The following is a 25608-nucleotide window of genomic DNA, read 5'->3' on the forward strand; positions in this document are numbered from 1 at the left end:
CGACGGGGGAGACATCATGCGCTTCACGCGTTCACGCGCGCCGTTCGCCGAATCGGCCGGGAGCGTACCGGCTGGAGGCGCCACGAGCGGCACGCTCTACGTCACGAACGGCGACTCCGGCGACATCTCGCTGTTCCGCCTCGACGTGCAGGGCAGGCCGGTGCTCGACCCGCCGCTCGTCGCGACGGGCAGGCAGCCGCGGCAGCTCGTGTTCGCCCGTGACGGCCGCACCGCGTACGTAGCGACGGCCCTGGACGACCACGTGCACCAGTACCGGGTGGGTCACGACGGGCGGCTCGCCGTGCTGGCGCCGCCCATGCGGACGGGGGCGTCCCCGGTCGGGAGCGTCGTGGCGCCGTCGGGCAGGGCTCTCTACACGGCCAACACGGATGACGGCACCGTGTCGCTGTTCGCGATCGGCGACGGCGGACGCCTGCGCGTCCTCGGCGCCCCCGCCGTCACCGGGCAGGACAGCCCGCGCGGGCTCGCCATCACGCCCGACGGCCGCTACCTGTACGTCAGCCACGGCCGACCGGCGATCACCGCGGAGGACACCAAGCCGCCCGGCTTCGTCGTCGTCTTCGCGGTGCGCACCGACGGCACACTGCGCAGGATCGGCGCGCCGGTGCCGGTCGAGCGCGGCGGGCTCGGCATGTCGATCACCCCGGACGGGCGGTTCCTCTACGTCGCGTGCGAGGCGCTGACCAGCGTGTCGGACCGCCAGCTCTTCGGCTTCGCAGTCGGCGCCGACGGCTCGCTCAAGGCGGTCCCCGGCTCGCCGTACAGCACGCCGGACGTGCCCGTCAGCGCCGCGGTGACACCGGACGGGCTGCGGTTGTACGTCGCCGGCGGGGGCCTGGACCTTGATCTCGACGCGGCCACCAGTGTGTGGGGGTTCACGATCGCCGCCGACGGGGCGCTGATCGCCGTCCCCGATGCTCCCTTCGACGCCGGTCGCGGCCCGGTCGGCATCGCGCTGACGCCTGACGGGCGGCGGGCCTACGTCAGCACGCTCCGCGCCGAGCTCATCTCGTTCGCCGTCGGGGCGGACGGGAGGCTGGCACCGATCACGGAGGCCGTGCCGACGGGCGGGGTCCGTCCGCTCTTCCAGTCCGTGGCCGTCGGGCCGCGCTGACCAGAGGCGCACGGACACGGGGCGCGCGGCAAGGGCGTGTGCTGATGGGGGTGCGCCGGCCGAATGCGTGGGCCCCCTGCTGAGGAGCCGAGCACCGGAGGCGTAGGTTCATGTTCTTCACCGTGCTCGGCCCGGTAGGCGTGCAGGTGGCAGGCAGAACGCACGTGCTGCGACGGGCGCAGACGCGGGGACTGCTGGCGTTCATGCTGCTACGGGCCAACCGGGTCGTACCGGCCGAGGCACTGATCGAGGCCCTGTGGGGCGGCGCGGAACCGCGGTCGGCCCGCAGTCAGATCCAGAACGGGATGTCGGCCGTACGGGCGCAACTGCGCGCGCACGGCGGCGAGGAGATGTTGTCCAGCGGCCCCGCCGGATACCTGCTCACCGTCGCGGCCGGCCAGGTCGATCACGCGCTGTTCGAGCTGCGCCGCCGTGAGGCCGTCGCGGCGGCCGGCTGGTCACCCGGCCGGGCGGCGGCCGCGTTGCGGGCGGGGCTGGAGCTGTGGCGGGGGCCGGTGCTCGGCGGGGCGGCGGGCTCGTACGTCGAGCCCGCCCGTGCCCGCCTGCTCGACCGGTACCTCACGGCGCGGGAGGAGTTCGTCGAGCTGGAGTTGCGGCTGGGGAGGCACGGCGAGGTGGCGGCCGAGTTCCTGGCCGCCGTGGACGAGCATCCGGGGCGGGAACGGCTGCGTCGTCAGGTCATGCTCGCGCTGTACCGGTCGGGGCGGCAGGTGGAGGCGCTGCGGCTGTACCGGGAGCATCGGGCGCGGCTGGCCGAGGGGCTCGGTCTGGATCCGGGGCCTGAGCTGGTGGCGCTGCATCAGGCGATCCTGGAGAACGACGCGACGCTCCTGACCGCGGACGCTCAGGATGCGGCTGGAGGTGCAGGGCCGGCCCGGTCGGCTCGCCATCGACGGCGGCGAACCGGCCGGGCCCGGCCTCCCGCAGGCCGTTGACCGCTGGCGGCCGGCCGATGGCGGCCGGCCGCTACCGGACGGTGACCGGCAGCGTGGCCCTGGCCTTGGGCGACCCGTTGCACGACACGGACTGCCCCGTGTAGACCGTCGCCACCGAACACCCCTCGTCATCCACGACGGTCACCGTGACCGCGTACCTCCCGGGCACCGCATAGGTGTGCACCGGCGCCGCACCCCCGTCGGGCAGCTTCACGCCATCGCCGAAGTCCCAGTCGTAGCGGACGACCCGCCCGTCAGGGTCGGACGAGGCGGCGGCGGAGAAGGACACCCGCAGCCCCTCGACGCGCGAGGTGAGGGACGCCACCGGCCCCTGGTCCGGGCTGACGGCGACGGCCTGCAGCGCGGCCTGCTCGTCGCCCTTGCCCATGTCGTACGGCGAGCCGGGCAACGCCGTCAGGGCCCCGCCGGGGTCCACCGCGAAGCCGGACACGTCGTCGGAGTCGATGTTGGAGACGTACAGGCGGCGCCCGCTCGGCGACAGGGCCATCGCGACGGGCGACTTGTGCGCGTCCACCTCGCCGCGGTGCCGCAACACGCCGCCGGCGCCGATGTCGTACGTGGTGATCGACTTGCTGCCGCTGAGGAGGAGGCCGCCGTCGGCGACGTACAGGTGCCGCCCGTCGGGGGTCGCCACGGCCGAGATGGGCAGGTCGGGCGGGTCGAACGGCGAGCCGGCGACCTCGCTCAGCTCGCCGCCGGCGCCGATGGCGAAGGCGAAGAGGTCTCCGGAATCGGAGCAGGGCACGTAAAGATACTTCCCGTCAGGGGTGACGGCCATGGCGCCGCCCGACCTGCCGATCGGGGTGGAGGCGTGCCGCGGGGACAGTTCGCCGCCGGCGCCGATGGCGAAGGTCGTCACCGCGTCGAAGTCGCCGGCGTCCTTGCCGCGGTGGCTGACGTACAGGAAGTGACCGTCCGGGGTGACGGCCAGGCCGTTCGGCTGGACCTCGCCGCTCGCCACCGGTTCGCCGAACGGGCTCAGGGCGCCGTCCGGGGCGACGGTGAACGCCGAGATCGTGTTGTCGACCCGGTTGGACACGTAGAGCGTGCCGCCGCCTGGTGTGAGGGCGAGGCTGACGGGTTCGGTTCCGGTGGCCACGACGGGGCCGTACGGGGTCAGCCCGCCGTCGGCGCCGATCCGGTACGTCCTGATCACGCGCGCGTCGTCCCCCTTGTTGGGGTCGAAGCCGACGGCCACGTACGCCGTGCGGCCGTCGGCCGACAGGACGGTGCCGCGCGTCCCGCCGTCCGCGTTCACGGTGCGCGGCGGGGTCACCAGTCCGCCGTCGGCCCGGACGCGGAACGTCATCACATCCCTGGAGACCAGCCCGTTCACGTAGACCGAGCGCTCGGGCCCGGCGGCCACCCGGGTGGCGGCGGAGGTGGCGGTGAAGGGGGTCACGGTCAGGGCCAGGGCGGTGCAGAGCAGTGTGGTACGTCGGAGCTTCGACATGGCGAGTCAACCTCGAACTCTGGATTCCGTCGTCCCAGGCATCCTCCGGGCTGGGCCCATGCATCCCGTACACAAACCCCACACACCGCCACGCCGGTTCAGCGCAGTTGCGCGGTGATGGAGGAGTCGCGGATGGCGGTGTCGTCGGCCAGCATCATCGCCTTCGACAGGATGACGGCCAGCACCTCATCGCCCTCGAACGGCAGGAACACCCGCGCCCCGCTCCCGCCCGTGGGCACGATGCACAGGTACGTGTCGTTCGGTGACATGAGGATGTTGCCCGACCCCAGGTGGATCTTGTATGAGCGCAGATCACCCCGGACGTGCAGGAACCGGTCGTCCAGGAAGCACCGGTCGGCGATGGCCAGGCGGGGCAGGAGGCGCGACAGCAGATCGTGGCGGGTGCGGGCGGTGGCCGGGAGCGGCCCGAAACCGTAGGACGTCCAGTAGTCGCCGAACGGCCCGCCGTCCTGCCAGGTGGGGTCGGCGCCGACGCTGGCCACGCCCACGAACAGGTCGGCGTCGCGCATGACCTCGCTGAACACCAGCGGCGGGATCCGCGTCAGCGGAAGCGGCGGGGTGTGGCGGGGGTCGATGAAGCCGCCGTGGTGCGTCTCGGCGCCGGGCGGGTAGAAGCGCAGCTCGCCGGTGACGACGTGGAGGTAGGCGCCGGAGGGCGTCCAGTCGCCGGTGCGGTGGTCGGGGCCGCACCAGAACTCCGCCCGCACGCCCCAGCCGGGCAGGTCGCGGGTGGCGGGCGGGAAGCCGCCGTCGACGGCCATGTGCAGGTCGTGCCGCCAGCCGCGGGCGCGGGCCAGCGCGTGGAGCTGGTGCTGGCGCAGGACATGTCCGGCGAAACGGGTGGAGTGGCCACCGGCCGTCCGCTCGGCTCCGGTGAGGAGGTAGACCTCGCGATGCGCCTGCTTGAACGGCTGGGTGATCTCGTGCCGTTCCAGGTGGCGCCGCCAGCTCAGCACCTCGGCGGGGTCGCGGCCGATCGGGTGCCAGAGCCGGACGTCCGCCTCAGGGCCGGGGCGGACCTGCGCGCCGTCGAGGTCGCGTAACGCGCCCTCGGTCCACAGGCACGGGACGTCGCCGGCCAGCCAGATCAGCCGTCTGGCCAGGGTGCCGAGCAGCGGATGGTCGAGGTAGCGGGCCCGCCAGCTCCCGTACGTCCAGGACCGCTGGGCGAGGAACAGGCGATCGAGGCGCTCGGACTGGGCGGTGAGCATCTTGTTGACGTCCTTGACGACGCCCTTGAGGGCGGCGAGCTCCTCCGCGTGCCCGGCACGGACGCTCGCGGGCGGCGACTTGACCGTTCTGCCCTTGTCGTTGCGCCAGCTCAGGGCCGCCTTGCCGACGGTCACGGTCAGCTCGGCGGTGGTGCCCCCGACGGTCTGGACGAGCCGGCCGACCTCGGTCAGGCCGTAGTCGGGCACGCCGAGTTCCGCGACCTCCTCGCGGGAGACGCCGAGCGCCCTGGCCTTGGCGTCGAGGACGCCGTCGAGCACCTTGAGCGTGCCCCGGTGCGTCACGGTGACCGCCAGTCGCGCCAGCTGCGCCAGGGCGTCGTCGCCGTCGAGCCTGGCCAGGGCGTGGATGGCGGAGGTGGCGGTGGGGGCGTGACGCGGCCCGAGGTGCGGAACCTTGCGCAGCGCGGACTCGGCCAGCGCGGCCAGCATCCGGCTGGTGCCGGGCTGCGCGGGCAGGCAGCCGAGCATCCAGATGAGCCCGCGCAGCGCGACCGCGTTGTACGGGTCGGTGTGATGCTCGTAGTCGCCGTCCAGGGGAAGGGACCGGGGGCGGCCGACGAGCGACAGCCAGCCCGTGAGCCGGGCCCTGGCCGTCTCGGCGCCGGCCCGCTCCAGCAGGGCGCCGGCGGCGCGCGCCCACCTGACGGACGGCTTGGAGCCCGACGCGGTCAGCGCGTGTTCGAGCAGGGCGGTCCAGGTCTCGTCCAGCTCCTCGGACAGGATCCGGTCGGCCCAGGGCTCGCCCGGATTGAGCAGGGGTGATCGGATCTGCTCGACGAGCGGCGCCAGCACCACCTCGCGCCGCCACCCCACCAGGGCCACCCGCCGGACGCCCGCGACCTGCTCGGGCGTGAGGGTGTGACCGGCGTCGAGCCGGCACCGCAGGATGAACGAGAGCTTGCCGTGGCAGTACGTCCATTGGCGGGCGGCTTCGTCGAGGAACATCCCGGCGGCCTCGGGGGTCCAGGCGTCGGTGACGTCGTCGGTGATGATCATGGCCGTGCCCGCGTCGCGTTCGCCGTCGGGACGGGACAGCAGCCGCACGGCCTCCTCCACCCGGGAGGCGGCCGAGGCCCGCGTGGCCGCGCCCCTGAGCCGTTCGGCGGCGCCGGTGTCGAACCAGGAACCGATGCCCGGGTCCTCGCCGTGGGGATCGGCCGGTATCAGCGGCTCCGTTGCGGAAGACGTGGCGGAGTCCGGCGTCTCAGTGGTCATGGCGGGTCAGTGTAGGGAGAGCGGCCGACGATTTCCGATCACAGGGCCACCGCGGACGCCGCCGCGCCTTCCACGCTTCAGGCGCCTACCGCGACGGCGATCCGCACACCCCGTTACGTGGCCCGTTGACGCGCCGATCGGCGCGCTCAGCCCGCCGTTCAGGATTCACGTGCGGGCGGGAAGATCGTGGTGACGGCGCGCATGACGGCGGCGCGGCGGGCCGCCAGGGCCGGGTCGGCGGCGGCGTGGCGGGTGAGGGCGGCGAGTTCGGACTGGTCGATCCAGGTGACGGCGATCTGGGTGATGAGGGCCATCACGTCGATCGGGTCCCAGCTCGGGTCGAGGTCACCGGCCTGCTGGGCCCGGCGGATCTTCTCGACCTTGCCGAGGATGGCCCGGCGGTAGAGGTCGGGCGAGCCTTCGGCGGGTGCGGACGTCAGCTCCAGGCGGCCCCAGGCGATGAAGCGGTAGCGGTCGGGGTGGGCGGTGAAGTAGTCGAACATCTGCCCGGCGTAGGCGGGCAGGTCGGTGGGGTCGAGGTGGATGGCCTCGGCGGCGACCGCCAGCTCCCGCGCCGCCACGAAGCCGTACAGCTCCTCCTTGCTGCGGAAGTAGGCGTAGACGCGTTCCTTGCTGCTGCGGGCGGCCTTGGCGATCCGGTCCACCCGGGCGCCGGCGATGCCGTGCCGGGCGAACTCGGCCTGGGCGGCGGCGACGATGCGGTCGCGGGTGGAGTCGGTGCTGGCCATGTCTCTCACCTTAGTGATCCGAACCGTTCGGTTCGGCCAGGTGAGAGAGAGGAGTATGGTGAGGGAAGGCAATACCAAACCGTTTGGTTCTGTTCTTGCAGAGAGGGATTCGCCGTGCAGCAGCGCACTCTGGGCCGTCAGGGCCTGACCGTCTCGGCCATCGGCTACGGTTCGATGGGGCTGACCATGGCCTACGGCCCCAGCGACGAGCAGACGGGCATCGCCGCCATCCGCCGCGCGTACGAGCTGGGCGTCACCTTCTTCGACACCGCCGAGCTGTACGGCTGGGGCACCGGCTCCAACGAGATCCTGGTCGGCAAGGCGGTCAAGGACTTCCGCGACGAGGTCGTCCTGGCCACCAAGTTCGGCTTCGACCTGACCGGAGGGAAGATCAGCGGCCTCAACAGCCGCCCCGACAACATCCGCAAGGTCGCCGACGACAGCCTGCGCCACCTCGGCGTCGACCACCTCGACGTCCTCTACCAGCACCGCGTGGACCCGGCCGTGCCGATCGAGGACGTCGCCGGCACCGTCAAGGAGCTGATCGACGCGGGCAAGGTCAGGTACTTCGGCCTGTCGGAGGCCGGCCCGCGGACGATCCGCAAGGCGCACGCCGTCCAGCCGGTCTCCGTCCTGCAGACCGAGTACTCGCTGTTCGAGCGGGACGTCGAGGAGCTGTTCCCGGTGCTGCGCGAGCTGGGCATCGGGTTCGTCGCCTACTCGCCGCTCGGCCGCGGGTTCATCACCGGCACCGCCAAGCCCGCCGGCCAGTACGACCCCACCGACATGCGCAACGCCGATCCGCGCTGGCAGCCGGGCAACTTCGAGAAGAACGTGTCGGCCGTCCGGAAGCTGACCGAGCTGGCGGCGGCCAAGGGCGCGAGCGTGTCCCAGCTCGCGCTGGCCTGGATCCTCACGCAGGGCGAGGACATCGTGCCCATCCCCGGCACCCGCAGCCCCGAGCGGATGGCGGAGAACGCCGGCGCCGCCGGCCTCCTCCTCACCGAGGCGGACCTCAACGCCGTCGCCGAGATCCTGCCCACCGGCGGGTTCGGCGCCCGCTACGTGGAGCAGGCCCTGCCGATGTGGGTCTGAGCGGCGGGCCCGGGACGTGTTCCGCGGCAGGAACGTATGATCGTCGAGCGGCCCCCGGTCGCGGGCCTGGAGGGCGGTCGTGATGGCGCATCCCTGGCGCGGCTGGTGCCTCCTGCGTCCCGGGCTCATGCTGTACGGCGGCACGGTCGGCGGGAACGCGTTGCACGCGCACCACGCGGTTCAGCTCATCGTCGCCACCGAGCCGTTCACCATGGGCGACGCCCTCGGCGAACGGGTGACCACGGGGATCGCCGTCATCCCGCCCGACGTCGGGCACACGGTGCTGAGCGGGGCTCGCGACGCGCTGCTCGTTCATCTGGATCCGCGTAGTTCGCCGGGGCGGTTCCTGCTCGCGCGTTCCGGCGCGGGGGTGAGGGCCGCGACCTGGTCGCCGTCCGCCGGCGACAGGCCCGTCCACGACCTTCCGCCGGTCGGACGGGGGCCTGTGGGCGCACAGCCGGAAGGCCGCAGCAGCAGGTGGCCGGAAGGCCGCAGCAGCAGGTGGCCGGAAGGTCGCGAGGGCAGGCGACCGGAAGGCCGCGGGGGCCGCGAGGGCAGGCGGCCGGTGATGTTCGCCGAGCCGCCGGCCGGTCACGCGCGTTCCGCCGAGGCGGCGAGCGCGCTGCGGACGGTGGAGGCGTGGAGCGGCCGCGGCGGTGCCGGTGACGTCCCGCTCCACCCTGCGGTGGAGGCGGCGATCGCCGTCATCCCCGCGCTCCTGCCGTCAGGGCCGGTACGGCTGCGCGCCGTCGCGGACGCCGTCCACCTGTCGCCGAGCCGCCTGGCGCACCTGTTCAGCGCACACGTGGGCATCCCGCTCCGGCCGTACGTGCGATGGCTGCGCCTGAGGCAGGCCATCGACCGGGTGGCCGCCGGCGAGACGCTGACGGCGGCGGCGCACACCGCCGGATTCACCGACGGCCCCCACTTCACCCGCGCCTTCCGCCGCACCTTCGGGAACGCGCCCTCCGAGCTGGCCGCCGCGATCGACTGGCTGCCCTGAGGGACTCCGGAGCGCACGGCTACGAGCGCAGCTCACGCTTGAGGATCTTGCCGGTCGCCCCCATCGGCAGGCTGTCACGGAACTCGATGATCCGCGGGTACTTGTAGGCCGCCATGTTCTCCCTGCACCAGGCGCCCAGCTCGGCCTCGGTCACGTTCGCGCCGGCCGACGGGATGACGTACGCCTTGACCTCCTCACCGTGCGAGGCGTGCGGCACGCCGACCACCGCCGCCAGCGAGACCGCCGGGTGCGTCATCAGCACCTCCTCCACCTCGCGCGGGTAGACGTTGAGACCACCCCGGATGATCATGTCCTTGGTGCGGTCGACGATGGCGTAGTAGCCGTCCTCGTCGCGGGTGGCGACGTCGCCGGTGCGGAACCAGCCGTCCCGCAGCACCTCGGCGGTGTCCTCGGGCCGCCCGTAGTAGCCCTTCATGACGTTGTGACCGCGGACGGCGATCTCGCCGGGCCCCTCGCCCTCGACGGTGTTCCAGTCGCCGTCCACCAGCCGCATCTCCACCCCCCACAGGGGGAAGCCGATGGTGCCGGGCTTGGTGGGCCGGCTGAGCTGGTTGAAGCAGGCCGCGGGGGACGTCTCCGACAGGCCGTACCCCTCCAGGATCGGGATGCCGAACGTGGCCTCGAAGTCCTTGAGCACCTCGACCGGGCAGGCGGCCGCCCCCGACACCGCCACCCGCAGCGACCTGGGCACCTCGATCCCGTCCGCGTGGATCTTCGACAGCATCGCCCAGTACATCGTGGGCACCCCGGCGAACATCGTCACCTTCTCCTCGCGCATCAGCTCCAGCGCCTGGCCGGGCTCGAAGCGCGGCAGCAGCACGAGGGTGGCGCGGCGGCGCAGGCTCACGTTCATGACGGAGGTCTGGCCGAAGGAGTGGAACAGCGGCAGCACGGCGAGCGAGACGTCACCCTCGGGGTCGACGGGGAACATCTGGTCGCTGACGACGGCGTTGAGCAGCAGGTTCGCGTGGGTGAGCTCGGCGCCCTTGGGCCGGCCGGTGGTGCCGGAGGTGTAGAGGATGGCCGCGACGTCGTCCGGCCCGGTTCGTACCGTCTCGAACTGTCCGGGCATCCCGTCCAGCGCCGCCCAGAACGACTCGCCGTGCTCCGACTCCGTGGCCAGCGGCGTGGCGGGCAGGACGAAGAAGTGCTCACACCCCCGCGCGCCGTCGAAGCCCTCCCGCCCCCGCTCCCCTGTCGGCAGCTCGGCGGTGCCCTCGAAGCAGAACAGCGCCTTGGCGTCGCTGTCGGTCAGGTGGTAGGTGATCTCGCGTGGCCGCAGCAGCACGCTGAGCGGGACCACGGTCGCCCCCGCCTTGAGGATGCCGAAGTAGACGAACGGGAAGTAGGGCAGGTTCGGGCAGAGCAGCGCCACCTTGTCGCCCTTGCCGATCCCCCGCGCCACCAGCAGGCCGGCCACCTGGTTCGCGACGGAGTCCACCATGGAGTACGGCAGGCGCAGGTCGCCGAGGACCAGGGCGGTACGGTCGGGAGCGTTGCGGGCGCTGTCCTCCAGGATGATCGACAGGTTGAGCATCGTGACCCTCTCGTCGGAACGCGTCGTCCGTCCCCAGCATGCTCCGGCGGGTGCCGGCGGGACTTGTACGAACGTGCCGACTCCGTCCGGCCGCGCGGTGTGCCTGTCCCCCTGCTGGGCAAGCGGCCCGCGAGGCGGGACGATGGGCGCAGGGTCGCGAGGAAGGACGCCGTCATGTCCGTGCTGTCCACCAGACTTACCGCGAAGTACGCCATCCCGTACCCGTTCGTCTGCGCGGGAATGGCCTTCGTCGCCGAGACGCCCGAGTTCACGGCGGCGGTCACCAACGCCGGCGGGATCGGCGCGATCGGCGCCGCGCTCCTGCCCCCGGACCGGCTGCGGGAGATGATCCGCGAGGTCAGGGAGCGCACCGGCGGCCGGCCGTTCCACGTCAACCTCATCAGCTTCTTCCCCACCGGCGAGCTGGTCGAGGTGTGCGTGGCGGAGCGGGTGCCGATCGTCTCCTTCCACTGGGGCCATCCCCCGGCCGACCAGGTGAAACTGCTGCGCGAGGCCGGGGTGTCGGTGTGGGAGCAGGTCGGCTCCGCCGACGCCGCCAGGCTCGCCGTGAACGACGGGGCCGAGGTCGTCATCGCCCAGGGCTGGGAGGCAGGCGGTCACAACTACGGTGGCCTGCCGACCATGGTCGGCGTGCCGGCCGTCGTGGACGCCGTGGGCGGGCGGGCGCTGGTCCTGGCCGCGGGCGGGATCACCGACGGCCGTCAGGTCGCCGCCGCACTCTGCCTGGGCGCGGACGGGGTGTGGGTCGGCACCCGGATGGTCGCCTCGCGCGAGGCCCGCGTCCATCCCGAGCACCACCGGCGGCTGGTGGCCGCCGCCGGGGACAGCGCGGTGCTGACGTCGATCTTCGGGCCGGAGTTCCCGCGCTTCAACCCGATGCGGCTGCACCGCAACCGGGTGGTCGCCGAGTGGGACCACCGCCTGGCGGAGATCCCGGCCGACCTCGGCTCCCTGGACGAGGTCGGCACCACGGTCGTCCAGGGGCGGCGGACGCCGGTGCGCAAGTTCCCGCTGACGCTGGCGGTCGCGGAGACCGAAGCCGACTGGGAGGAGATGCCCTGGCTGATGGGGCAGGGCGTGGGCCTGATCCACGACATCAAACCCGCCGCGCGGATCGTGACGGACATGATGGAGCAGGCCGAGGCAGTTCTGACCCGTTTCGGATCAGGGGCCGCCGCCGAGTAGGCCGTCCCGCCGATCACTTCTCGGCGCCGAGCAGCCCGGCCACCACCGCCAGGTCGTCCGGGGCCGCCGTCAGCTCGAAGTCGCCGAGCTCGGGGTGGGAGCAGAGGAGCGCCACGCGCATCGGGTACGGGCGCACCTTCTTCCGCTCCGGCTTCTCGAGCTCCCGCCAGGATCGGACGGACGCGTCGGTCAGGTCGAGCTCCTCGTGACGCCTGCGCCAGGTCATGCGGCGCTCGGCGTACCGGAGGGTGCCCGTCCGCCACGAGGCGCCCTCACGCACGGCCACCGCGACGACGAGCCTGAGTGGGCCGACCTCGGCGCCGACGGCCAGTGCGGCCTCCACCTTCGCCCTGGTGCCGGCGGCGCGGCGGCGCTCCAGAACCGGGAACACGTAGACGGTCATCAAGAGCGAGGCCACGCCCAGAGCCTGTAACGCCACATCCATCCGGTCATCGTCACATCCGCCGCCACACTTGAACAGATCAAGCGCCACGACGTCAGCCGCAGGACGTGCAGGAAGTGGCCCAGCGCTCAGATCATGCGTCGCAGCGCGACCTCCACGGCGTCGATCAGCGGATCCCCCTCGGTCCGCGGGTGCCGCGCGAGGCCGAGCTCGACGTCCGGCAGCGCGGGCAAGGCATCCTCGTCGTGGCAGGCCATGGACGGTTCGAGGTTCGAGGGCATGAGCGCCGCGACGCCGAGCCCGGCCCGGAGCGCGGCGAGCACGCCGACCAGGCTGTTGCTCTCGAACACCGTCCGCCACCGCCGATCGGTGCGCTCCAGCGCCTCCAGCACCGCCGTTCGCCAGAAGCAGGGGTTGGAGAACAGCACCACCGGCAGCGGGTCGGTGGTCACGTCCACGCCCTGACCGACCGCCCAGACCAGCGGGCGGCGCACCGTCCAGCGGGGCGGCCCGGGAAGGTCCGGCACCTCGTCGAGCACGAGTTGGATGCGGCCCGCGTCGTAGGCCTCCCGGATCGCGGTCTTGGGCAGGGTGAGCACCTCCAGCGTGGTGCCGGGGTGCACGTGGGCGAGGTCGGCGAGGGCCTGCGGGAGCTGGGCGGCGGCGAGGTCCTCGTGCAGCCCGACGCCGCAGTGGCCGGTGAGCGCGCGCCCGGCTTCGGTGAGCGCCTGCGCGGAGAGCGCGAGAATGCGGTCGGCGTACGGCAGCAGCTCCTCCCCCGCCCCCGTCGGCGAGACGCCGGACGGCGACCGGTGCAGCAGCGGCCGGGCTGGCCGGGCTCGCGGCCGCGCTGGCCGGATTCCTGCTGGCCCGCCGCTCGTCCGGGCGAGCGAGGCGGGGGCCGCCTCCGTCAGGTCAGGCCGACAGCGCGCGGACCGCTTCGAGGATCACGGCGGCGACCTCCTTGGGACGTGACACCGCCACCGCGTGCGAAGCCCCCGCGACCTCCACGCCGCTCGCCCCCGCCCGCGCGGCCCCGAACCGCTGAACCTCGGGGTTGATCGCCTGGTCGGCGCCGGCGATCACGGCCCAGGCCGGCTTGGTGCGCCAGGCCGCCGTGCTCGCCTGGTCGGTGAAGGCGGCGGCGGCCAGCGGGCGCTGCGCCACCGCCAGCACGCGGGTGACCTCCTCGGGCACGTCCGCGGCGAAGACCCGCGGGAACGCCTGCGGGTCGATGGTGAACTCGACGGCGTCCCGGCCGTCCTCGCCAGGGTAGGCGGACTGGCGCAGGCTGGCGGCGAGCGGCGGCTCGGCGAAGCGTCCCTGCAGCTCGCCCAGGCTCTCGCCCTCGTCGGGGACGTAGGCGGCCACGTAGACGAGACCGGCGACGTTCTGCGCCGCACCGGCCACGGTGATGACGGCGCCGCCGTAGGAGTGCCCGGCCAGGACGACGGGCCCGTCGATCCCGGACGCCACGGAGGCGACGTAGGCCGCGTCGGCGGGCAGGCCGCGCAGCGGGTTGGGCGGCGCCACCACGGGGACGCCGTGCTGCTGCAACTCGGTGATGACGCCCGACCAGCTCGCCGCGTCGGCGAACGCTCCGTGGACGAGCACGACGGTCGGGGTGCTGCTGTGTGGCATGCGAATGCTCCTCAGATGGAAGGTGTTCCGGGTGGCGATCCAAACAGGCCGCGACGAGCGGGTACGAGGCGGAAACGTACTTCTGCCTGTGGTTCTGCCTCGTGCTGCGCTGGGGGCGCTTGCTTGGATGTGGAGCGAAACGGGAGCTCCCCTCCTATGCCGGAGCCCCGCCCCTTTTCATGCCTTTGGAGCGAACATGAGCAAGCCTGTCCTGGAACCTGCCGCGCAAGCCTTCGCCGAGGCGACCGCGCAGCCGCCGTACCTCTTCCAGCTTCCTCCGGAGCAGGGCCGCAAGGCCGTGGACGAGGTGCAGTCCGGCCCGGTCGCCAAGCCCGACGTGGACGAGGAGTGGGTGACGGTGCCCGGCGGCCCCACGGGCCGGGTCAAGGCCCGCATCGTCAGGCCCGCGGGCAGCACGGGCGCCCTCCCGGTGATCGTCTACATCCACGGCGCCGGCTGGGTGTTCGGCAACGCCCGCACCCATGACCGGCTGGTCCGCGAGCTCGCCGTGGGCGCCGGCGCCGCCGTCGTCTTCCCCGAGTACGACCTCTCGCCCGAGCACCGCTACCCGGTGGCCATCGAGCAGAACTGGACGGTCGCCCGCTGGGTCGTCGAGCAGGGCGCGTCCAAGGACCTGGACGCGAGCCGGATCGCGGTGGCCGGCGACTCGGTCGGCGGCAACATGACCGCCGCCCTGACCCTGATGGCCAAGCAGCGCGGCGGGCTGACGCTGCGTCAGCAGGTGCTGTTCTACCCGGTCACGGATGCGTCCTTCGACACCGGCTCCTACCAGCAGTTCGCCGAGGGCTACTTCCTGCGCCGCGACGGGATGCAGTGGTTCTGGGACCAGTACACCACCTCCCCGCAGGAACGGGCCGAGATCACCGCCTCCCCGCTGCGCGCCACCACCGAGGACCTGACCGGCCTGCCGCCCGCACTGGTCATCACCGGCGAGGCCGACGTGCTGCGCGACGAGGGCGAGGCGTACGCGAACAAGCTGCGCGAGGCGGGGGTGGCGGTGACGGCCGTGCGGTACCAGGGGATCATCCACGACTTCGTGATGCTCGACGCGCTGCGCGGGACGCAGGCGGCCGCCTCGGCGATCGAGCTGGCCATCGGCACGCTCCGCCGGGCGCTCACTTCTGCGAGCTGAACTCCGCCAGGCGGTCCAGCTCCTCGATCACCGCGGCCGCCCGCGCGGTGTCGGCTGCCGCCTCGTACAGCTCGACGGCCTCGGCGAACGCCTCGCGGGCCGCGCCGGGCCGGCCGAGCCGCACCAGCGCCTGGCCCAGGTTGGTCAGCGACAGCGCCAGGGCCCGGCCGATCGGGCGGGTGCGCAGCTCCGACAGCGCCTGCTGGTAGTGGTCGGCGGCCTCCTGCCAGCGTCCCAGCTGGAGGTAGGACTCGCCCACCACGTCCAGCGCCGCGCCGATCGCGTGGTTGGTGATGGCGGGCGAGCCGCCGAACGAGGGGTCGCGCAGCCGTTCCACCGTCGCCAGGCAGTGCCGCAGCGACTCCTCCAGCCGGCCGAGCCTGCGCAGGCAGTTGCCGACGCCGACCAGGGCCTGGGCGTGGCCGTCGGCGTCCCCGGCCTGCTCGAAGCACTCCGCCGACCGGCGGCTGTGCTCCAGCGCCGTCTCCTTGCCCGGCTGGTCGTCGCGTCCCCACAGCGCCCAGGTCGCGTACGTGAGCGACCAGCCCTGCTGGCGTACGTCGCCGCTCCGGCGGGCCAGCTCCAGGGCGCGCAGGGCGGTCGCCTCCGCCTCGCCGTAACGGGCCAGGCAGTACGTCTGCGCCCACGACAGGTAGTTGAGGTGCGCGGCCTCCTGCACCGGGTCGCCCATCGCGCGGGCGGCCCGCGACGACAGGCCGAACACCTCGGGCCAGTGCCCCCAGTGCATCCACAGGTCGGAGAACCAGTGCATGGCCTCGGCCACCTCGACCACGCGGGCGTGCTCGCCGAGCCGGGCCGTCTCACGCAGCGCCGCCAGCCACGCCTCGCCCTCGGCCATGAGCCACTCCCTGGCCTGCTGCTGATCGTCCAGCTCGACCAGCGAGTCCCAGCCGGGCGGCGGCGCCCCGTAGTCGGGCTCGAACCAGCGTCCGGCCACGGTGGCGATCTCCAGCAGCCACGCGTCCATCCGCCGCCGCGCCAGCTCCTGCCCGGCGACGGGCTCCTCCTCCGACAGCCGGGAACGCGCGAACAGCCGCACCAGGTCGTGGAACCGGTAACGGCCCGGGTACGGCGACTGCAGCAGACCGAGGTCGACCAGCTCCTCCAGCGCGTCCTCGGCCTCGGCCGGGCCCAGCTCGGCCAGGACCGCCGTCAGCGGCACCCCGAAGTCCGGCGCCGCGGCCAGCGCCAGGCGGCGGAAGCCGCGCCGGGCGGGAACGGACAGCTGCCGGTACGACAGCGCGAAGGCCGCCGCCACCGACAGGTCACCGGCGGCGAGCGACTCCACCCGCCGTCCCTCGTCGCTGAGCAGGGCGGCCAGCTGCCCGGGTGTCCAGGCGGGTCTGCTCTGCAGCCGGTTGCCGGCGATGCGCAGCGCCAGCGGCAGGTTCTCGCACAGGCTCGCCACCCGCGCCACCCCGTCCGGGTCGGCCTGCGCGCGTTCGGCGCCCACGATGCCGCGCAGCAGCTCGGTCGCCTCCCCGGCGGCCAGGTGCTCCAGTGGGAGCTGGTGCACGCCCTCCAGCCCGGCGAGCGGCCGGCGGCTGGTGATCAACGTCATGACGGGGCCGCCCGACGGCAGCAGCGGGCGTACCTGGCTCTCGTGCGCCGCGTTGTCCAGGATAACCAGGCAGCGCCGCTCGCGCAGCAGCGCCCGGTAGTTGCCCGCGCGGTCCTCCTCGTCGGCGGGGATGCGCCGCTCGGCCACACCCAGGGCCTTGAGCAGCCGCGACAGCGCCGTAGCGGGTTCCAGCGGGGCCGCGTCCATGCCGCGCAGATCCAGGTAGAAGCAGCCGTCGGGGAACAGGCCGGCGAGGTGGGCGGCCGCCCGTACGGCCAGCGCGGTCTTGCCGATGCCGGCCGCTCCCGACATCGCCGCCACGACGGCGTCCTCTTCCTGTACGACCAGGTCACGCAGCAGGCCGAGCTCGCGCGTCCGTCCGGTGAAGTCGCCGACGCCGCGGGGCAGCTCGCACGCGCCCGGCGCGCGGGCCTCCTGCCGCGGGCGGCCCGCCCTGGCGGCCTCCGACAGGCTCGCCTGCCGCTCCTCGTCGAGCCGCAGCGCCTCGGCCAGCGCCTGCACGGTACGCCGCTGCGGGCCTCTGCTGGTGCCGCGCTCCATGTCGCCGATGGCGCGTACGCTGACGCCGGAGGCGTGGGAGAGCTCCTCGATCGTCAGCCTGGCCGCGTGCCGCATGCTCCGCAGCAACTCGCCGAACGACTCCGCCACTCGTCTCCCTCATCTCCCGGATCTCGCAGAACACTATCCGCTCGCTGAGGGCCTTTGAGCCTCTGACCGGGAGAGATGCGCCACCACGGCCGCGGACGGGCGGGGGCCGCCGAGGTGGGTGTGCGGGACCGGCAGCCTGCCCCGCGACACGTCCGGCTTCAGAGAGCCGGACGCGAGCCGCGGTGACGTCAGGAGGACGTCAGGAGATGGTGAGCGTGCCGTTCGCGTTGCGAGCGCACGTGACGATCGCGCGGGGCACAGCGGTGAAGGCGCCGGTCAGGCACCGGCCGAGGACCGTGTGGCCCGCGGCGTTGGGGTGCCACGACTCCTGGCAGGTCTGGAAGTAGGTGACGCAGGTGTTCGCCGCCCGCTGGATGCCGATCTTGTCCCAGCCGGACAGGCTGGTGATGAACGTGCCGGACGGCCCGTCCTGCACCCGCACCGGTGTCGCGAGCGCGCCCGCCGGGCTGCCCGCATTCTCGCAGAGCCTGGCTCCGTCGAAGGCCTGCTGGACGTCCAGTACGCGCAGGTCGGCCGCCGGGCGTTCGGCTGCCAGCGTGGCCTGCGCGTTCTTGACCAGGGAGCCGAGGTTCCGGGAGAAGACGTGCCCAGGGGCGAGGCTCGCGCGGTGGATCGGGCACCCGGCGGCGTAGCGCTCGGCGCCGAGGGCGCGGAACTTGTCGCGGGTGTCGGTGCGGTTGTCCTCGTCGTGGTACTGCGGGGCGAGCTCGGGCGGCAGCGGGTTGGTGTAGGTCTGCAGGATCACCTGGTGGACGCCGTCGGCGTCGATCTGGGCGAGGGTGTCGAGGATCTGGCGCAGGGCGGCGGTGGTCTCGGTGGTGGCGGCGGCGACCTCGGCGTCGGTGGCCAGGTCCGCGGCGGTGCAGGGCTTCTGCGGCACCTCGCCCTTCAGATAGGCCCAGAACTCCCACCAGCCTGTCCAGGCGTCGGCGATGAAGCGGTTGGCGCACAGGGTGGCCACGTCGCCGAAGGTGAACTGGGTGTTGTTGGAGCCGAGGCCGACGAGGACGACGTCGATGTCGTGCGTCTGCGCGATGGAGCGCAGCTGGTCGAGTTGCGAGGCGACGGCGCGGCCCTCGGCCCTGGCGCTTGAGGGGGCGGAGACGTCGGCGGGCTGGGCGCCGGAGCACGCGAGGTTGAAACGTTGCTGGATGCCGGGGAGCGACGCCGCGAACACGGAGGCGTTCGCCGACCGGTGGCAGAAGTAGGCGTTGCTGTTGGGCGCCGACCAGCCGGGGAAGGCCTGTGCCGTGCCGGAGGCGTCGACGACGGGCTGGTAGTCGCCCGCGCCCTCACCGCTGACGAAGCTGTCGCCGAGCGCGACGGCGGCGGTGGGCAGTGCCGCCTGTGCCGGTCCGCTCTGCACGGCCTGGATGCCTGCCGCGCTCACCAGGAACATGACTACCGCGGCGGCACGCTGAAGTAACCCCATAACCACCTCATTTCCTACTAAATGAGCATGAAGTACGCATGTGTGGATCACAACATGCCGCACAGAGGGCGTCAACATGCCCGCCTCCGGCGAGTGGCACCGCCTTCAGCACCAGCCGGTCAGCACCCCGGTCACGGTAGAGTTCTGGCGGACTCTCTTCAAGGCGGACGGGCACGGGTGAGCAAGGCCAACGAGCTGATCGGCACGGCGATGGAGGCGCTCACCCGCGAGGACCAGGCGGCCTTCGACTCCGCCGCCGCCTTCCTGGCCGACCGCGACGACGCCGACCGCGTGCTGGTGGAGGCCGTGACCCGGGCGATCTCCGGGTTGTGGCGCAACGGCTGGCAGCCCGCCGACGTGGTCAGGATCGCGGCCAGGCGGCTGACCGACTGGCACGGCCGGGTGGCGGCCGACCTCATAGCCTGGGAGCTGCGCGCCTACGCGCCGGCCACGGTGGACGAGCGCTGGCGCGACCAGCTCGCCGGCCTTGAGGCCACGGTGTGGTGGAAGGGCGGCTACCTGGCGGCGCGGCAGGCCCGCGACGGGGCCCTTCGGCTGGTGACCGTCTCCGGTGTGCTGGAACTGCTGGGATCGCTGACCGGGCTGCCCCGGCTGGAGTCGCTGGGCCCGCCGCCCGGGGCCGCTCGCCGTCCGGTCCGGGCACGCTCGCACACGGTCAGCGAGAAGACGCTGGCCCGGGTACGGGCGCTGCTGGCCAAGGCGGAGTCGACGACGTACGAGGCGGAGGCGCAGACGTTCACGTCGGCGGCGCAGAGCCTGATGGCGAAGTACAGCATCGACGCGGCGATGCTGGACGCGCAGCCGGGCGGAGGCGAGGCCCCGGCGGGCATCCGGGTCGGCGTCGACGCGCCGTACGAGCAGCCCAAGCTCGTGCTGCTCAACCTCGTCGCCGAGGCCAACAGATGCCGGGTGATCTGGTCGCAGGAGCTGGGGTTCGCCACCGTGCTGGGGTTCGGGGCGGACCTGTCCTGGGTGGAGATGCTGTTCACCTCGCTGCTGGTGCAGGCGCAGACCGCGCTGGTGAACTCGGGCACCAAGAAGCACGGCACCGGCCGGTCCAGGAACAAGACGTTCCGCCAGTCGTTCCTGTCGGCGTTCGCGTCCAGGATCGGCGAGCGGCTCGCCGAGGCCACGGCGGACGCGGTCGCGCAGGAGAGCGCCAGCAGGGGCACCGACCTGGTGCCGGTGCTGGCGGCCCGCGAACAGGAGGTGGAGCAGGCGGTCGAGCGCCTGTTCCCGAACCTGGTCTCACACAGGATGCGCACGGCCTGGGACCGGGAGGGCTGGGCGGCCGGCCGGACCGCCGCCGATCAAGCCAGCCTCGGGACGCGCGACCGATAGCACCGCGAGGGCTCGCACAGGCGGCACGGCCGGAGATCCTCAGGTCTCGCGCTCAAGGGCAAGCTCGTCAAAACCCTCCGGCGAGGAGACGCCGGCGCGCCACACCTCGAACTCCCCCGCGTCGGCGCCGGCGCCGCAGACCGGGCAGCCGATCTCGTCGCGCGGCCACGAGGACATCACCTGCAGCGCACCGGTCTCGAAGTGGACGTCGATCTGCCGGGCCAGCGCGATGGGCTCGGCATGCCCGGTGACCAGCCGAATCGCCTCGCCTGCGATCATCGCCGCGACCAGGGCGATGTGCGGCGGGAACGCGATCGTGACGCTCCCGAGGCCGGAGCGCAGAGCCGCCCCGAGCTTGGTGAGGTACCTCGGGTCGTTGCGACGGTAGTACAGATGCAGGCAGTCCAGGCAGCCGGTCTCGAAGGGCCGGACGGTGAACATCCGGCCGCGGGTGACGAACGAGCCGCCGCCGACGTACGGGACGGATTCCCGCACGCAGCCGGCGTTGACCCGCCGCTGCGCGATGAAGGGCGGCTCGTCGATCGCGCAGATCGCCACGTCGGCTCCCCGCACCAGCTCGGCGGCCTGGGTCGCCGACTCGATCCTCTGCTGTACGGGGACGAAGGCGACGTCGGGGTTGAGCTGACCGGCGAGCCGCGCGGCAGCCTCGCTCTTGTAGGAGCCCAGGTCGCTCTCCCGGTAGAGGAACTGCCTGTTGAGGTTGGTCCGCTCGACCCGGTCGTAGTCGACGGCCGTGATCTTGCCGAAGCCCGCGCCCAGCAGCAACGGCAGGATGTACGACCCGCCGCCGCCGAGGCCGAACAGGACGCAGTGCGCCGCACGCAACCGGTCCTGCACGGCGCCCCGGTGTGAGGACAGCCGGTCGTAGTGGCTGAAGTAGTTGATGTTGCCCACATAACGGCTCAGGTCGTCACCGTCGTACGCGGTCGGCTCGGCGTCCTCGACGAAGCCGCGTCCGTCCAGGTCGCGCACGGCGTCGAGCACGTCATCGAGGCCGAGGTGCGGGAACGCCTCGCGGACGACGGCAACGACCTCGCCGAGCGGCCGGGCGCCGTCCAGCGCGTTGACCAGGGTCCACAATTCGCCGTACGGGTCGGAGATCTCCACCGTCACGCCGGCTTGCGCGCCGATGCGGAAGCACCCGTCGTCCAGCCGGTATTTCGGATAGATGGGCTTCACGCGAATGTGTCGGTCCAAGGAAAGGGGGTATGCCATCGCGTATTCCTCCACACTTGTTGTCGGCCGTCCCTCAGGGCGGGCGGGGTTCCGGGAGCCGGCACGAGCCGCCGGCTCCCGGAACCGTCACACCTGTGTTCCGCGCCTGGGTTTAGAAGAACACCCAGTTGTTGTCACCTTCGAGCTCGGGCGTGTCGCCGGAGAGGTCAATCTCGTACCGCATGTGGTTCACCTCCTCTCGAGAAGAACCTGACCGGCCGGGACATGAGGCCGGCCAGGCTTGTCACCGCCACCAGGGCCGCCGCGAGGAGAAACACCGCGCGCGGCCCGGTGGCGGAAGCCAGGAGACCCGCGAGGAGAGCCCCCACGGGGAAGAAGCCGATCGAGGCCACGAGCAGCGCCGCGAACACGCGCCCGCGGACCTCGGCGGGAACCGCGGTCTGCACCACGGCCATCAGCAGCACGTTGGCGGCCGCGTTGGTGAAGCCGACGCCGAGGAACAGCAGCGTGGTCAGCGTGGCTCCGGCGGTGAGCCCGGCCGCGGCCAGCATGACGGCCTGCGGGAGCAGTAGCGCGACCGCCAGCCGCACCGGGTTCCGCGGCGTCGGCCGCGCCCCCACGAGAAGGCTGCCCAGCAGCGCCCCGAGCCCGAAGGCGCCCAGCACGATCCCGTACGCCGCGGCGAACGGTGCGACGGTCTGGTGCAGCAGAGCCGGCAGGCCGACCTCCAGGACCCCGGCGAAACCGATGTTGCCGACGGCGGCCAGCGTCATGATGACCTTCAGCAGCGGAAGTTCCCGCATGACGCCACGCAGCCCGGCCGCGCGCGCCGCAGGCGCCATCGCGTCGTTCGCCGGTCGTCTCATGAGCCAGAGCGTCACCACGGACACGAGATAGGAGATCGCATCCACCGCCAGCGCGGGCCCGGCGCCGAAACGGGCGACGGCGACGCCCGCGATCACCGGGCCGCCGAGGGCGACGGCCTGCGTGGTCGCGTAGTTGAGGCTGGTCGCCCGCTGGATGCGCGACTCGTCGACGATGGCCGGGATGATGGAGAAGCTGGCAGGCAGGAACGTTCCAGAAGCCAGGCCGAGTATCGCGGTGGCCGCGCACAGCTCCCACACTCCGGCCCTGCCCGTCCACGCCAGCAGGCACAGGACCCCGATGACGACCGCGCGGGCCACGTCGGCCGTCAGCATGATCTGACGCGGGGGGAACCGGTCCGCGAAGGGACCGCCGAGAAACAGCCCCGCGAGCCGCGCCGCGCCGTAAACCGTGAGGACCAGCGCCAGAGTCCCCGTGCCGTACCGTTGCAGGAGAATCGCCGGCAACGCGACGACGAAGAAGCGGTCGCCCAGCCCCGACAGCGCCTGGCCGGTGATCAGCAGTGCCAGCGGCGGCAGGCTGAGACGCCTGCCGGGCCGGATCATGCTGCGCGGCGTGGGGCTTGGCATGAACGACCTCGCGATCTGTTTGCGGTTGAGCATGAGGGATTCGCGGGTTCGCTGGCAGCGGATGAGTCTCCTGTGACATCTATGCGGATCGGATCGCCCCGCCGAGGTCGCGCGTGGCACCGTTCGCGCAGGTCAGATCGTCATCGCGGGAATGACGGGGTGATGAGGTCTGGTCCGGTGGATGGGAGCGCCGCGGCCGTCGGCGGACGGTCCACTGCTGCTGGACGGGGCTGCACAGCCGCAGGACGGCTTGGGCGATCTCGTCGGCGGTGCCGCGCCGGTTGATGGGATGGAGGGCGGCGCTGCTCCGCCTCGGACGGCGGCACCCAGCTCATCGGCGAGTTGTCCACCCGCAGCTCCGGCTTCCGTGCTCGCTGGGCGCAGCACAACGTCCGCCTGCACCACACCGGCGCCATCCGGCACGCCCGGTGATCAACGCCATCAGGACCAGGAGAAGCAGTCACGTTGATCGGGCGCGCTCGGGTGAAGGGCGGAGCAGGTCAGGCGATGAGGGTCCGGGCCACCTCGCCGTTGCCGCGCAGCGCTTCGGCCTGGCCGCGCAGCAGGTCGGCGGTCAGCACCCAGCGGCCCTGGCCAGTCTCCGCCGCGAGGCTGCCCGCCTCCATGGCCGCGGTCAGGCCCAGGACCGTGTCGCCCATCTGCGTCGCCGACCACGCCTGGTTCGTGAGGGCCTGAGCCAGCAGGCCCAGCCGTCTCTGGTCACGCAGCCCCGCGACGGCGCCGGTCAGGAAGACGCCGGCGGTGTCAGGCGCTCCCACCGCGCCCGCGGCCACACCGAGCAGGAACAGCCGCTCCGGGTCCAGCTCGACCTGGGACATCAGGTGTGACAGCCGCTCGACCACCACGGCTCCCCGCTCGACCGGGGCCGCGAGCGCCAGAACGTTGACCAGGCGAGCGTCCAGCGGGTCGAGGCCGAGCCGATCGGCCACGGTGAGCATGGCCTCGCGAAGGGCGGGTCCCGGGTTGGACCACCAGCACCTCAGGCTGATGGCGGCCAGCGCCCGCAGTGCGCGCTCGGGGTCGCCGGCCTGGAGCATCCGCTGGGCGATGGTCGCGTGACTCATGAGCCGGTCGGCGCCCGACCAGCCACCGGTCGCGATCTCCTGCAGCCAGTGCAGGCGTACCCGCTCGGCCGGGGGCAGGTCGTGCTCGGCGACGACACGTACCAGCTGGGCGTAGGCCTTGGCGTCGCCGAGGTCGTACGCCGTCTCCGCGGCCTCCAGGAGCAGGCCGGCCCGGTCCGCGGGGCCGGCGCGCAGCCGCGCCGCTCGTTCCAGTGCCGCCACCGACGTGGCCAGCGCCCCGCGGCGGCGTGCCCGCTCGGCCACGACGGTCAGCTCGGCGGCGAGTTCCTCGTCGGGTCCCATCGTCGCGGCCGCGCGGTGCCACACCCGGCGGTCGGCGTCCTGCAGCACCTGCGCGAGCGCGGCGTGCGTCCGCCGTCGTTGCGCCGGGCCTGCTTGCTGACATATCGACGAGCGGACCAGCGGGTGGCGGAAGCGCACCCGGTAGACGGGGTCGATGTCCAGCAGGCGGGCGGAGACGGCCGGTTCGAGCGTCGCGGGGCTGACCGGCTCACCCGTGACCGGATCGCCCGTGGCTGGCTCACCCGTGGCTGGGGAGCCCGCGGCGGGTGATTCCGTGACGAGCGAGCCGGCGGCGAGGATCTCGTCCAGCCGGTCCCCGTCGTTGAGCGCGGCGACCAGCAGCAGCGACCGTGCCGGAGCGGGAAGTTCGGCGACCACGACGCCGAACGTGCGCTCCAGCCGGGTGGTGAGCGGCAGCGAGGCGGGCGGCAGCGTGTCCGCGCCGAACCGGGCCGCGACGACGGCGAGCTCCATCAGGCCGAGCGGGTTGCCCGCCGCCTCGGCGAGGACCCTGGCGCGCAGGTCGGGACGTAGGCCGGGCGCGTGGCGGTCGAGCAGCGCGGTGGCGTGCGCCTGGTCCAGCGGTTCGACGCGCAGCTCGGGCAGCCCGGCCCCGGCCAGCCTGGCCTCGCACTCCTCGCCGTCCCGCATCGCCATCAGCAGCAGGACCGGATCGGCCCGCAACCGCCGTCCGACGAACGTCAGGGCCTCCCAGCTCGGCCGGTCCAGCCACTGCGCGTCCTCCACCGCCAGGACCAGCGGCTGACCGCCGGCGGCGTCGGTGAGCGTCGTCAGGACGGTGAGGGCGACCTGGTAGGGGCTGTCCTCCTCGGGCATGGCGGCACTGCCGGTGAGCTGGCGCACCAGCGCGTCCAGGCCGGCGAAGGGAAGGCGGAACTCGGCCTGGACCGCCGTGACGCTCAGCACCCGCAGATCTCGCCCGGCCACCTCGGCGGTGGCCGCCGACAGCAGGGCGGACTTGCCCACCCCCGCCTCGCCGCGCAGGATGCACGTCCCGCCCCGCTCGGGGAGGCGATCGAGCAGAGCGCGTAGTTCCGTCAGCTCGCTGTCCCGCCCCACCAGGGGGTGTGTCGCCATCGGGCCTCCACGGTGCCAGGCAGCGGTGAGCCGCGCCGACGGACCGCCGACATCCTCCCCTCCCGCCTCCGCCTTGTCCATCGGCGGCGATTGCGTCATTTGACGCAAGCGACGGACCCTTTCCCGCGATGAAACTCCGGAGGGAGGAGTGAGCTCCCCGTCCCACCGCCAGAAGAGCAGGAAAGGGGAAAGCAGATGAAGGTCAAGAACACCCTCAGGGCCACGGCCGTCGCGCTGACGCTGGCCGTCGCGGGCACGGCTCTCGCCGCCCAGCCCGCCTCGGCCTCCACCAAGATCTACTACATGAGCACCCAGGGCGAGTACGACAACAACCCCGGCAACGGGGCCCAGGCCTGGGTCTGGGTGTGGAGCAACGGCGCCGCGGGAGGCCGCATCGTCTGGGAGCACTACGACGGGACAGGCGGCACCATGTACGTCGGGCACGGAGTCTCCGCCAGCCGCAACGTCTCCAAGGACATCTGGAGAGCACGGGTCTGCGAGCACTACTCCGGGACCTACAGCTGCTCCCCCTGGTACTGACACGGCGAGGCGGAGTGCCGGGCG

The 25608-nt window shown here is 72.8% G+C and carries 21 protein-coding genes; 9 read left to right on the forward strand and 12 right to left on the reverse strand.

Going from position 1 to position 25608, the window contains the following annotated elements; all coding sequences use genetic code 11:
- The first annotated feature begins 16 nt into the window (after positions 1 to 16).
- Positions 17 to 1135, forward strand: coding sequence for a lactonase family protein (locus FXF51_RS20020; RefSeq protein WP_148436041.1), 1119 nt, complete (start codon positions 17 to 19; stop codon positions 1133 to 1135).
- Between the two features lie 110 nt (positions 1136 to 1245).
- Positions 1246 to 2091 carry a BTAD domain-containing putative transcriptional regulator gene (locus tag FXF51_RS20025; RefSeq protein ID WP_148436042.1) on the forward strand — a complete coding sequence of 282 codons (846 nt, stop codon included), beginning with the start codon at positions 1246 to 1248 and terminating at the stop codon, positions 2089 to 2091.
- 31 nt (positions 2092 to 2122) lie between these two features.
- Here FXF51_RS20025 and FXF51_RS20030 read toward each other — a convergent pair whose 3' ends face one another.
- The 3 genes from FXF51_RS20030 to FXF51_RS20040 all read right to left on the reverse strand — a co-directional run bounded on the left by FXF51_RS20030 (position 2123) and on the right by FXF51_RS20040 (position 6782).
- Positions 2123 to 3565, reverse strand: a complete 1443-nt coding sequence (locus FXF51_RS20030) for a beta-propeller fold lactonase family protein (RefSeq protein WP_148436043.1) — start codon at positions 3563 to 3565, stop codon at positions 2123 to 2125.
- Positions 3566 to 3663: 98 nt separating this feature from the next.
- Complete coding sequence (locus tag FXF51_RS20035) at positions 3664 to 6033, reverse strand: DUF4132 domain-containing protein (protein WP_148436044.1); 2370 nt, start codon at positions 6031 to 6033, stop codon at positions 3664 to 3666.
- 158 nt (positions 6034 to 6191) lie between these two features.
- On the reverse strand, positions 6192 to 6782 hold the full coding sequence (locus tag FXF51_RS20040) for a TetR family transcriptional regulator (protein ID WP_148436045.1): 591 nt from the start codon (positions 6780 to 6782) through the stop codon (positions 6192 to 6194).
- A gap of 114 nt (positions 6783 to 6896) precedes the next feature.
- Here FXF51_RS20040 and FXF51_RS20045 point away from each other — a divergent pair, with 114 nt between their 5' ends.
- Both FXF51_RS20045 and FXF51_RS20050 read left to right on the forward strand, forming a co-directional pair.
- The gene (locus FXF51_RS20045) at positions 6897 to 7877 is read left to right on the forward strand and encodes an aldo/keto reductase (protein WP_148436046.1); all 981 of its coding nucleotides are present in this window, start codon (positions 6897 to 6899) and stop codon (positions 7875 to 7877) included.
- An 82-nt stretch (positions 7878 to 7959) separates the two neighbouring features.
- Entirely contained in the window at positions 7960 to 8880 is a 921-nt protein-coding gene (locus tag FXF51_RS20050) for a helix-turn-helix transcriptional regulator (RefSeq protein WP_262379703.1), read from the forward strand.
- 19 nt (positions 8881 to 8899) lie between these two features.
- On the opposite strand, the gene FXF51_RS20055 is transcribed toward FXF51_RS20050, so the two are convergent.
- On the reverse strand, positions 8900 to 10438 hold the full coding sequence (locus FXF51_RS20055; protein ID WP_148436048.1) for a long-chain-fatty-acid--CoA ligase: 1539 nt from the start codon (positions 10436 to 10438) through the stop codon (positions 8900 to 8902).
- 174 nt (positions 10439 to 10612) lie between these two features.
- Between FXF51_RS20055 and FXF51_RS20060 the strand changes: the two genes are divergently transcribed.
- Positions 10613 to 11644: an NAD(P)H-dependent flavin oxidoreductase gene (locus FXF51_RS20060; protein WP_148436049.1), complete on the forward strand. Its 1032-nt coding sequence runs from the start codon at positions 10613 to 10615 to the stop codon at positions 11642 to 11644.
- A 13-nt stretch (positions 11645 to 11657) separates the two neighbouring features.
- Here the strand turns inward: FXF51_RS20060 and FXF51_RS20065 are convergent, their stop codons facing one another.
- The 3 genes from FXF51_RS20065 to FXF51_RS20075 all read right to left on the reverse strand — a co-directional run bounded on the left by FXF51_RS20065 (position 11658) and on the right by FXF51_RS20075 (position 13688).
- Positions 11658 to 12089 carry a hypothetical protein gene (locus tag FXF51_RS20065; RefSeq protein ID WP_148436050.1) on the reverse strand — a complete coding sequence of 144 codons (432 nt, stop codon included), beginning with the start codon at positions 12087 to 12089 and terminating at the stop codon, positions 11658 to 11660.
- 86 nt (positions 12090 to 12175) lie between these two features.
- Positions 12176 to 12961 carry a LysR substrate-binding domain-containing protein gene (locus tag FXF51_RS20070; RefSeq protein WP_148436051.1) on the reverse strand — a complete coding sequence of 262 codons (786 nt, stop codon included), beginning with the start codon at positions 12959 to 12961 and terminating at the stop codon, positions 12176 to 12178.
- A gap of 1 nt (position 12962) precedes the next feature.
- Positions 12963 to 13688: an alpha/beta fold hydrolase gene (locus FXF51_RS20075; RefSeq protein ID WP_148436052.1), complete on the reverse strand. Its 726-nt coding sequence runs from the start codon at positions 13686 to 13688 to the stop codon at positions 12963 to 12965.
- Positions 13689 to 13884: 196 nt separating this feature from the next.
- On the opposite strand from FXF51_RS20075, the gene FXF51_RS20080 reads away from it, so the two are divergent.
- Positions 13885 to 14841 carry an alpha/beta hydrolase gene (locus FXF51_RS20080; protein ID WP_148436053.1) on the forward strand — a complete coding sequence of 319 codons (957 nt, stop codon included), beginning with the start codon at positions 13885 to 13887 and terminating at the stop codon, positions 14839 to 14841.
- Here the strand turns inward: FXF51_RS20080 and FXF51_RS20085 are convergent.
- Together FXF51_RS20085 and FXF51_RS20090 are read right to left on the reverse strand one after the other, a co-directional pair.
- Complete coding sequence (locus FXF51_RS20085; RefSeq protein WP_148436054.1) at positions 14825 to 17092, reverse strand: ATP-binding protein; 2268 nt, start codon at positions 17090 to 17092, stop codon at positions 14825 to 14827. The two genes, FXF51_RS20080 and FXF51_RS20085, sit on opposite strands and share 17 nt — an antisense overlap.
- 199 nt (positions 17093 to 17291) lie before the next feature.
- Positions 17292 to 18545 carry a hypothetical protein gene (locus tag FXF51_RS20090; protein WP_148436055.1) on the reverse strand — a complete coding sequence of 418 codons (1254 nt, stop codon included), beginning with the start codon at positions 18543 to 18545 and terminating at the stop codon, positions 17292 to 17294.
- Positions 18546 to 18722: 177 nt separating this feature from the next.
- Here FXF51_RS20090 and FXF51_RS20095 point away from each other — a divergent pair, with 177 nt between their 5' ends.
- Positions 18723 to 19907 carry a DUF2786 domain-containing protein gene (locus FXF51_RS20095; protein ID WP_187414459.1) on the forward strand — a complete coding sequence of 395 codons (1185 nt, stop codon included), beginning with the start codon at positions 18723 to 18725 and terminating at the stop codon, positions 19905 to 19907.
- Positions 19908 to 19946: 39 nt separating this feature from the next.
- Here FXF51_RS20095 and FXF51_RS20100 read toward each other — a convergent pair whose 3' ends face one another.
- Entirely contained in the window at positions 19947 to 21107 is a 1161-nt protein-coding gene (locus tag FXF51_RS20100) for a ThiF family adenylyltransferase (protein WP_148436057.1), read from the reverse strand.
- Positions 21108 to 21310: 203 nt separating this feature from the next.
- Positions 21311 to 22558 carry an MFS transporter gene (locus FXF51_RS20105; RefSeq protein ID WP_187414460.1) on the reverse strand — a complete coding sequence of 416 codons (1248 nt, stop codon included), beginning with the start codon at positions 22556 to 22558 and terminating at the stop codon, positions 21311 to 21313.
- A 333-nt stretch (positions 22559 to 22891) separates the two neighbouring features.
- Between FXF51_RS20105 and FXF51_RS63780 the strand changes: the two genes are divergently transcribed.
- Entirely contained in the window at positions 22892 to 22990 is a 99-nt protein-coding gene (locus FXF51_RS63780; RefSeq protein WP_411268367.1) for a hypothetical protein, read from the forward strand.
- Positions 22991 to 23058: 68 nt separating this feature from the next.
- Here the strand turns inward: FXF51_RS63780 and FXF51_RS20115 are convergent, their stop codons facing one another.
- Complete coding sequence (locus FXF51_RS20115; RefSeq protein ID WP_187414461.1) at positions 23059 to 25044, reverse strand: AAA family ATPase; 1986 nt, start codon at positions 25042 to 25044, stop codon at positions 23059 to 23061.
- Positions 25045 to 25239: 195 nt separating this feature from the next.
- Here FXF51_RS20115 and FXF51_RS20120 point away from each other — a divergent pair, with 195 nt between their 5' ends.
- Positions 25240 to 25584 (forward strand): hypothetical protein, encoded by a 345-nt coding sequence (locus FXF51_RS20120; protein WP_148436060.1) that lies wholly within the window; start codon positions 25240 to 25242, stop codon positions 25582 to 25584.
- Positions 25585 to 25608: the final 24 nt, after the last annotated feature.

Source organism: Nonomuraea sp. PA05 (genome assembly GCF_008086045.1).
Lineage (GTDB): Bacteria > Actinomycetota > Actinomycetes > Streptosporangiales > Streptosporangiaceae > Nonomuraea > Nonomuraea monospora.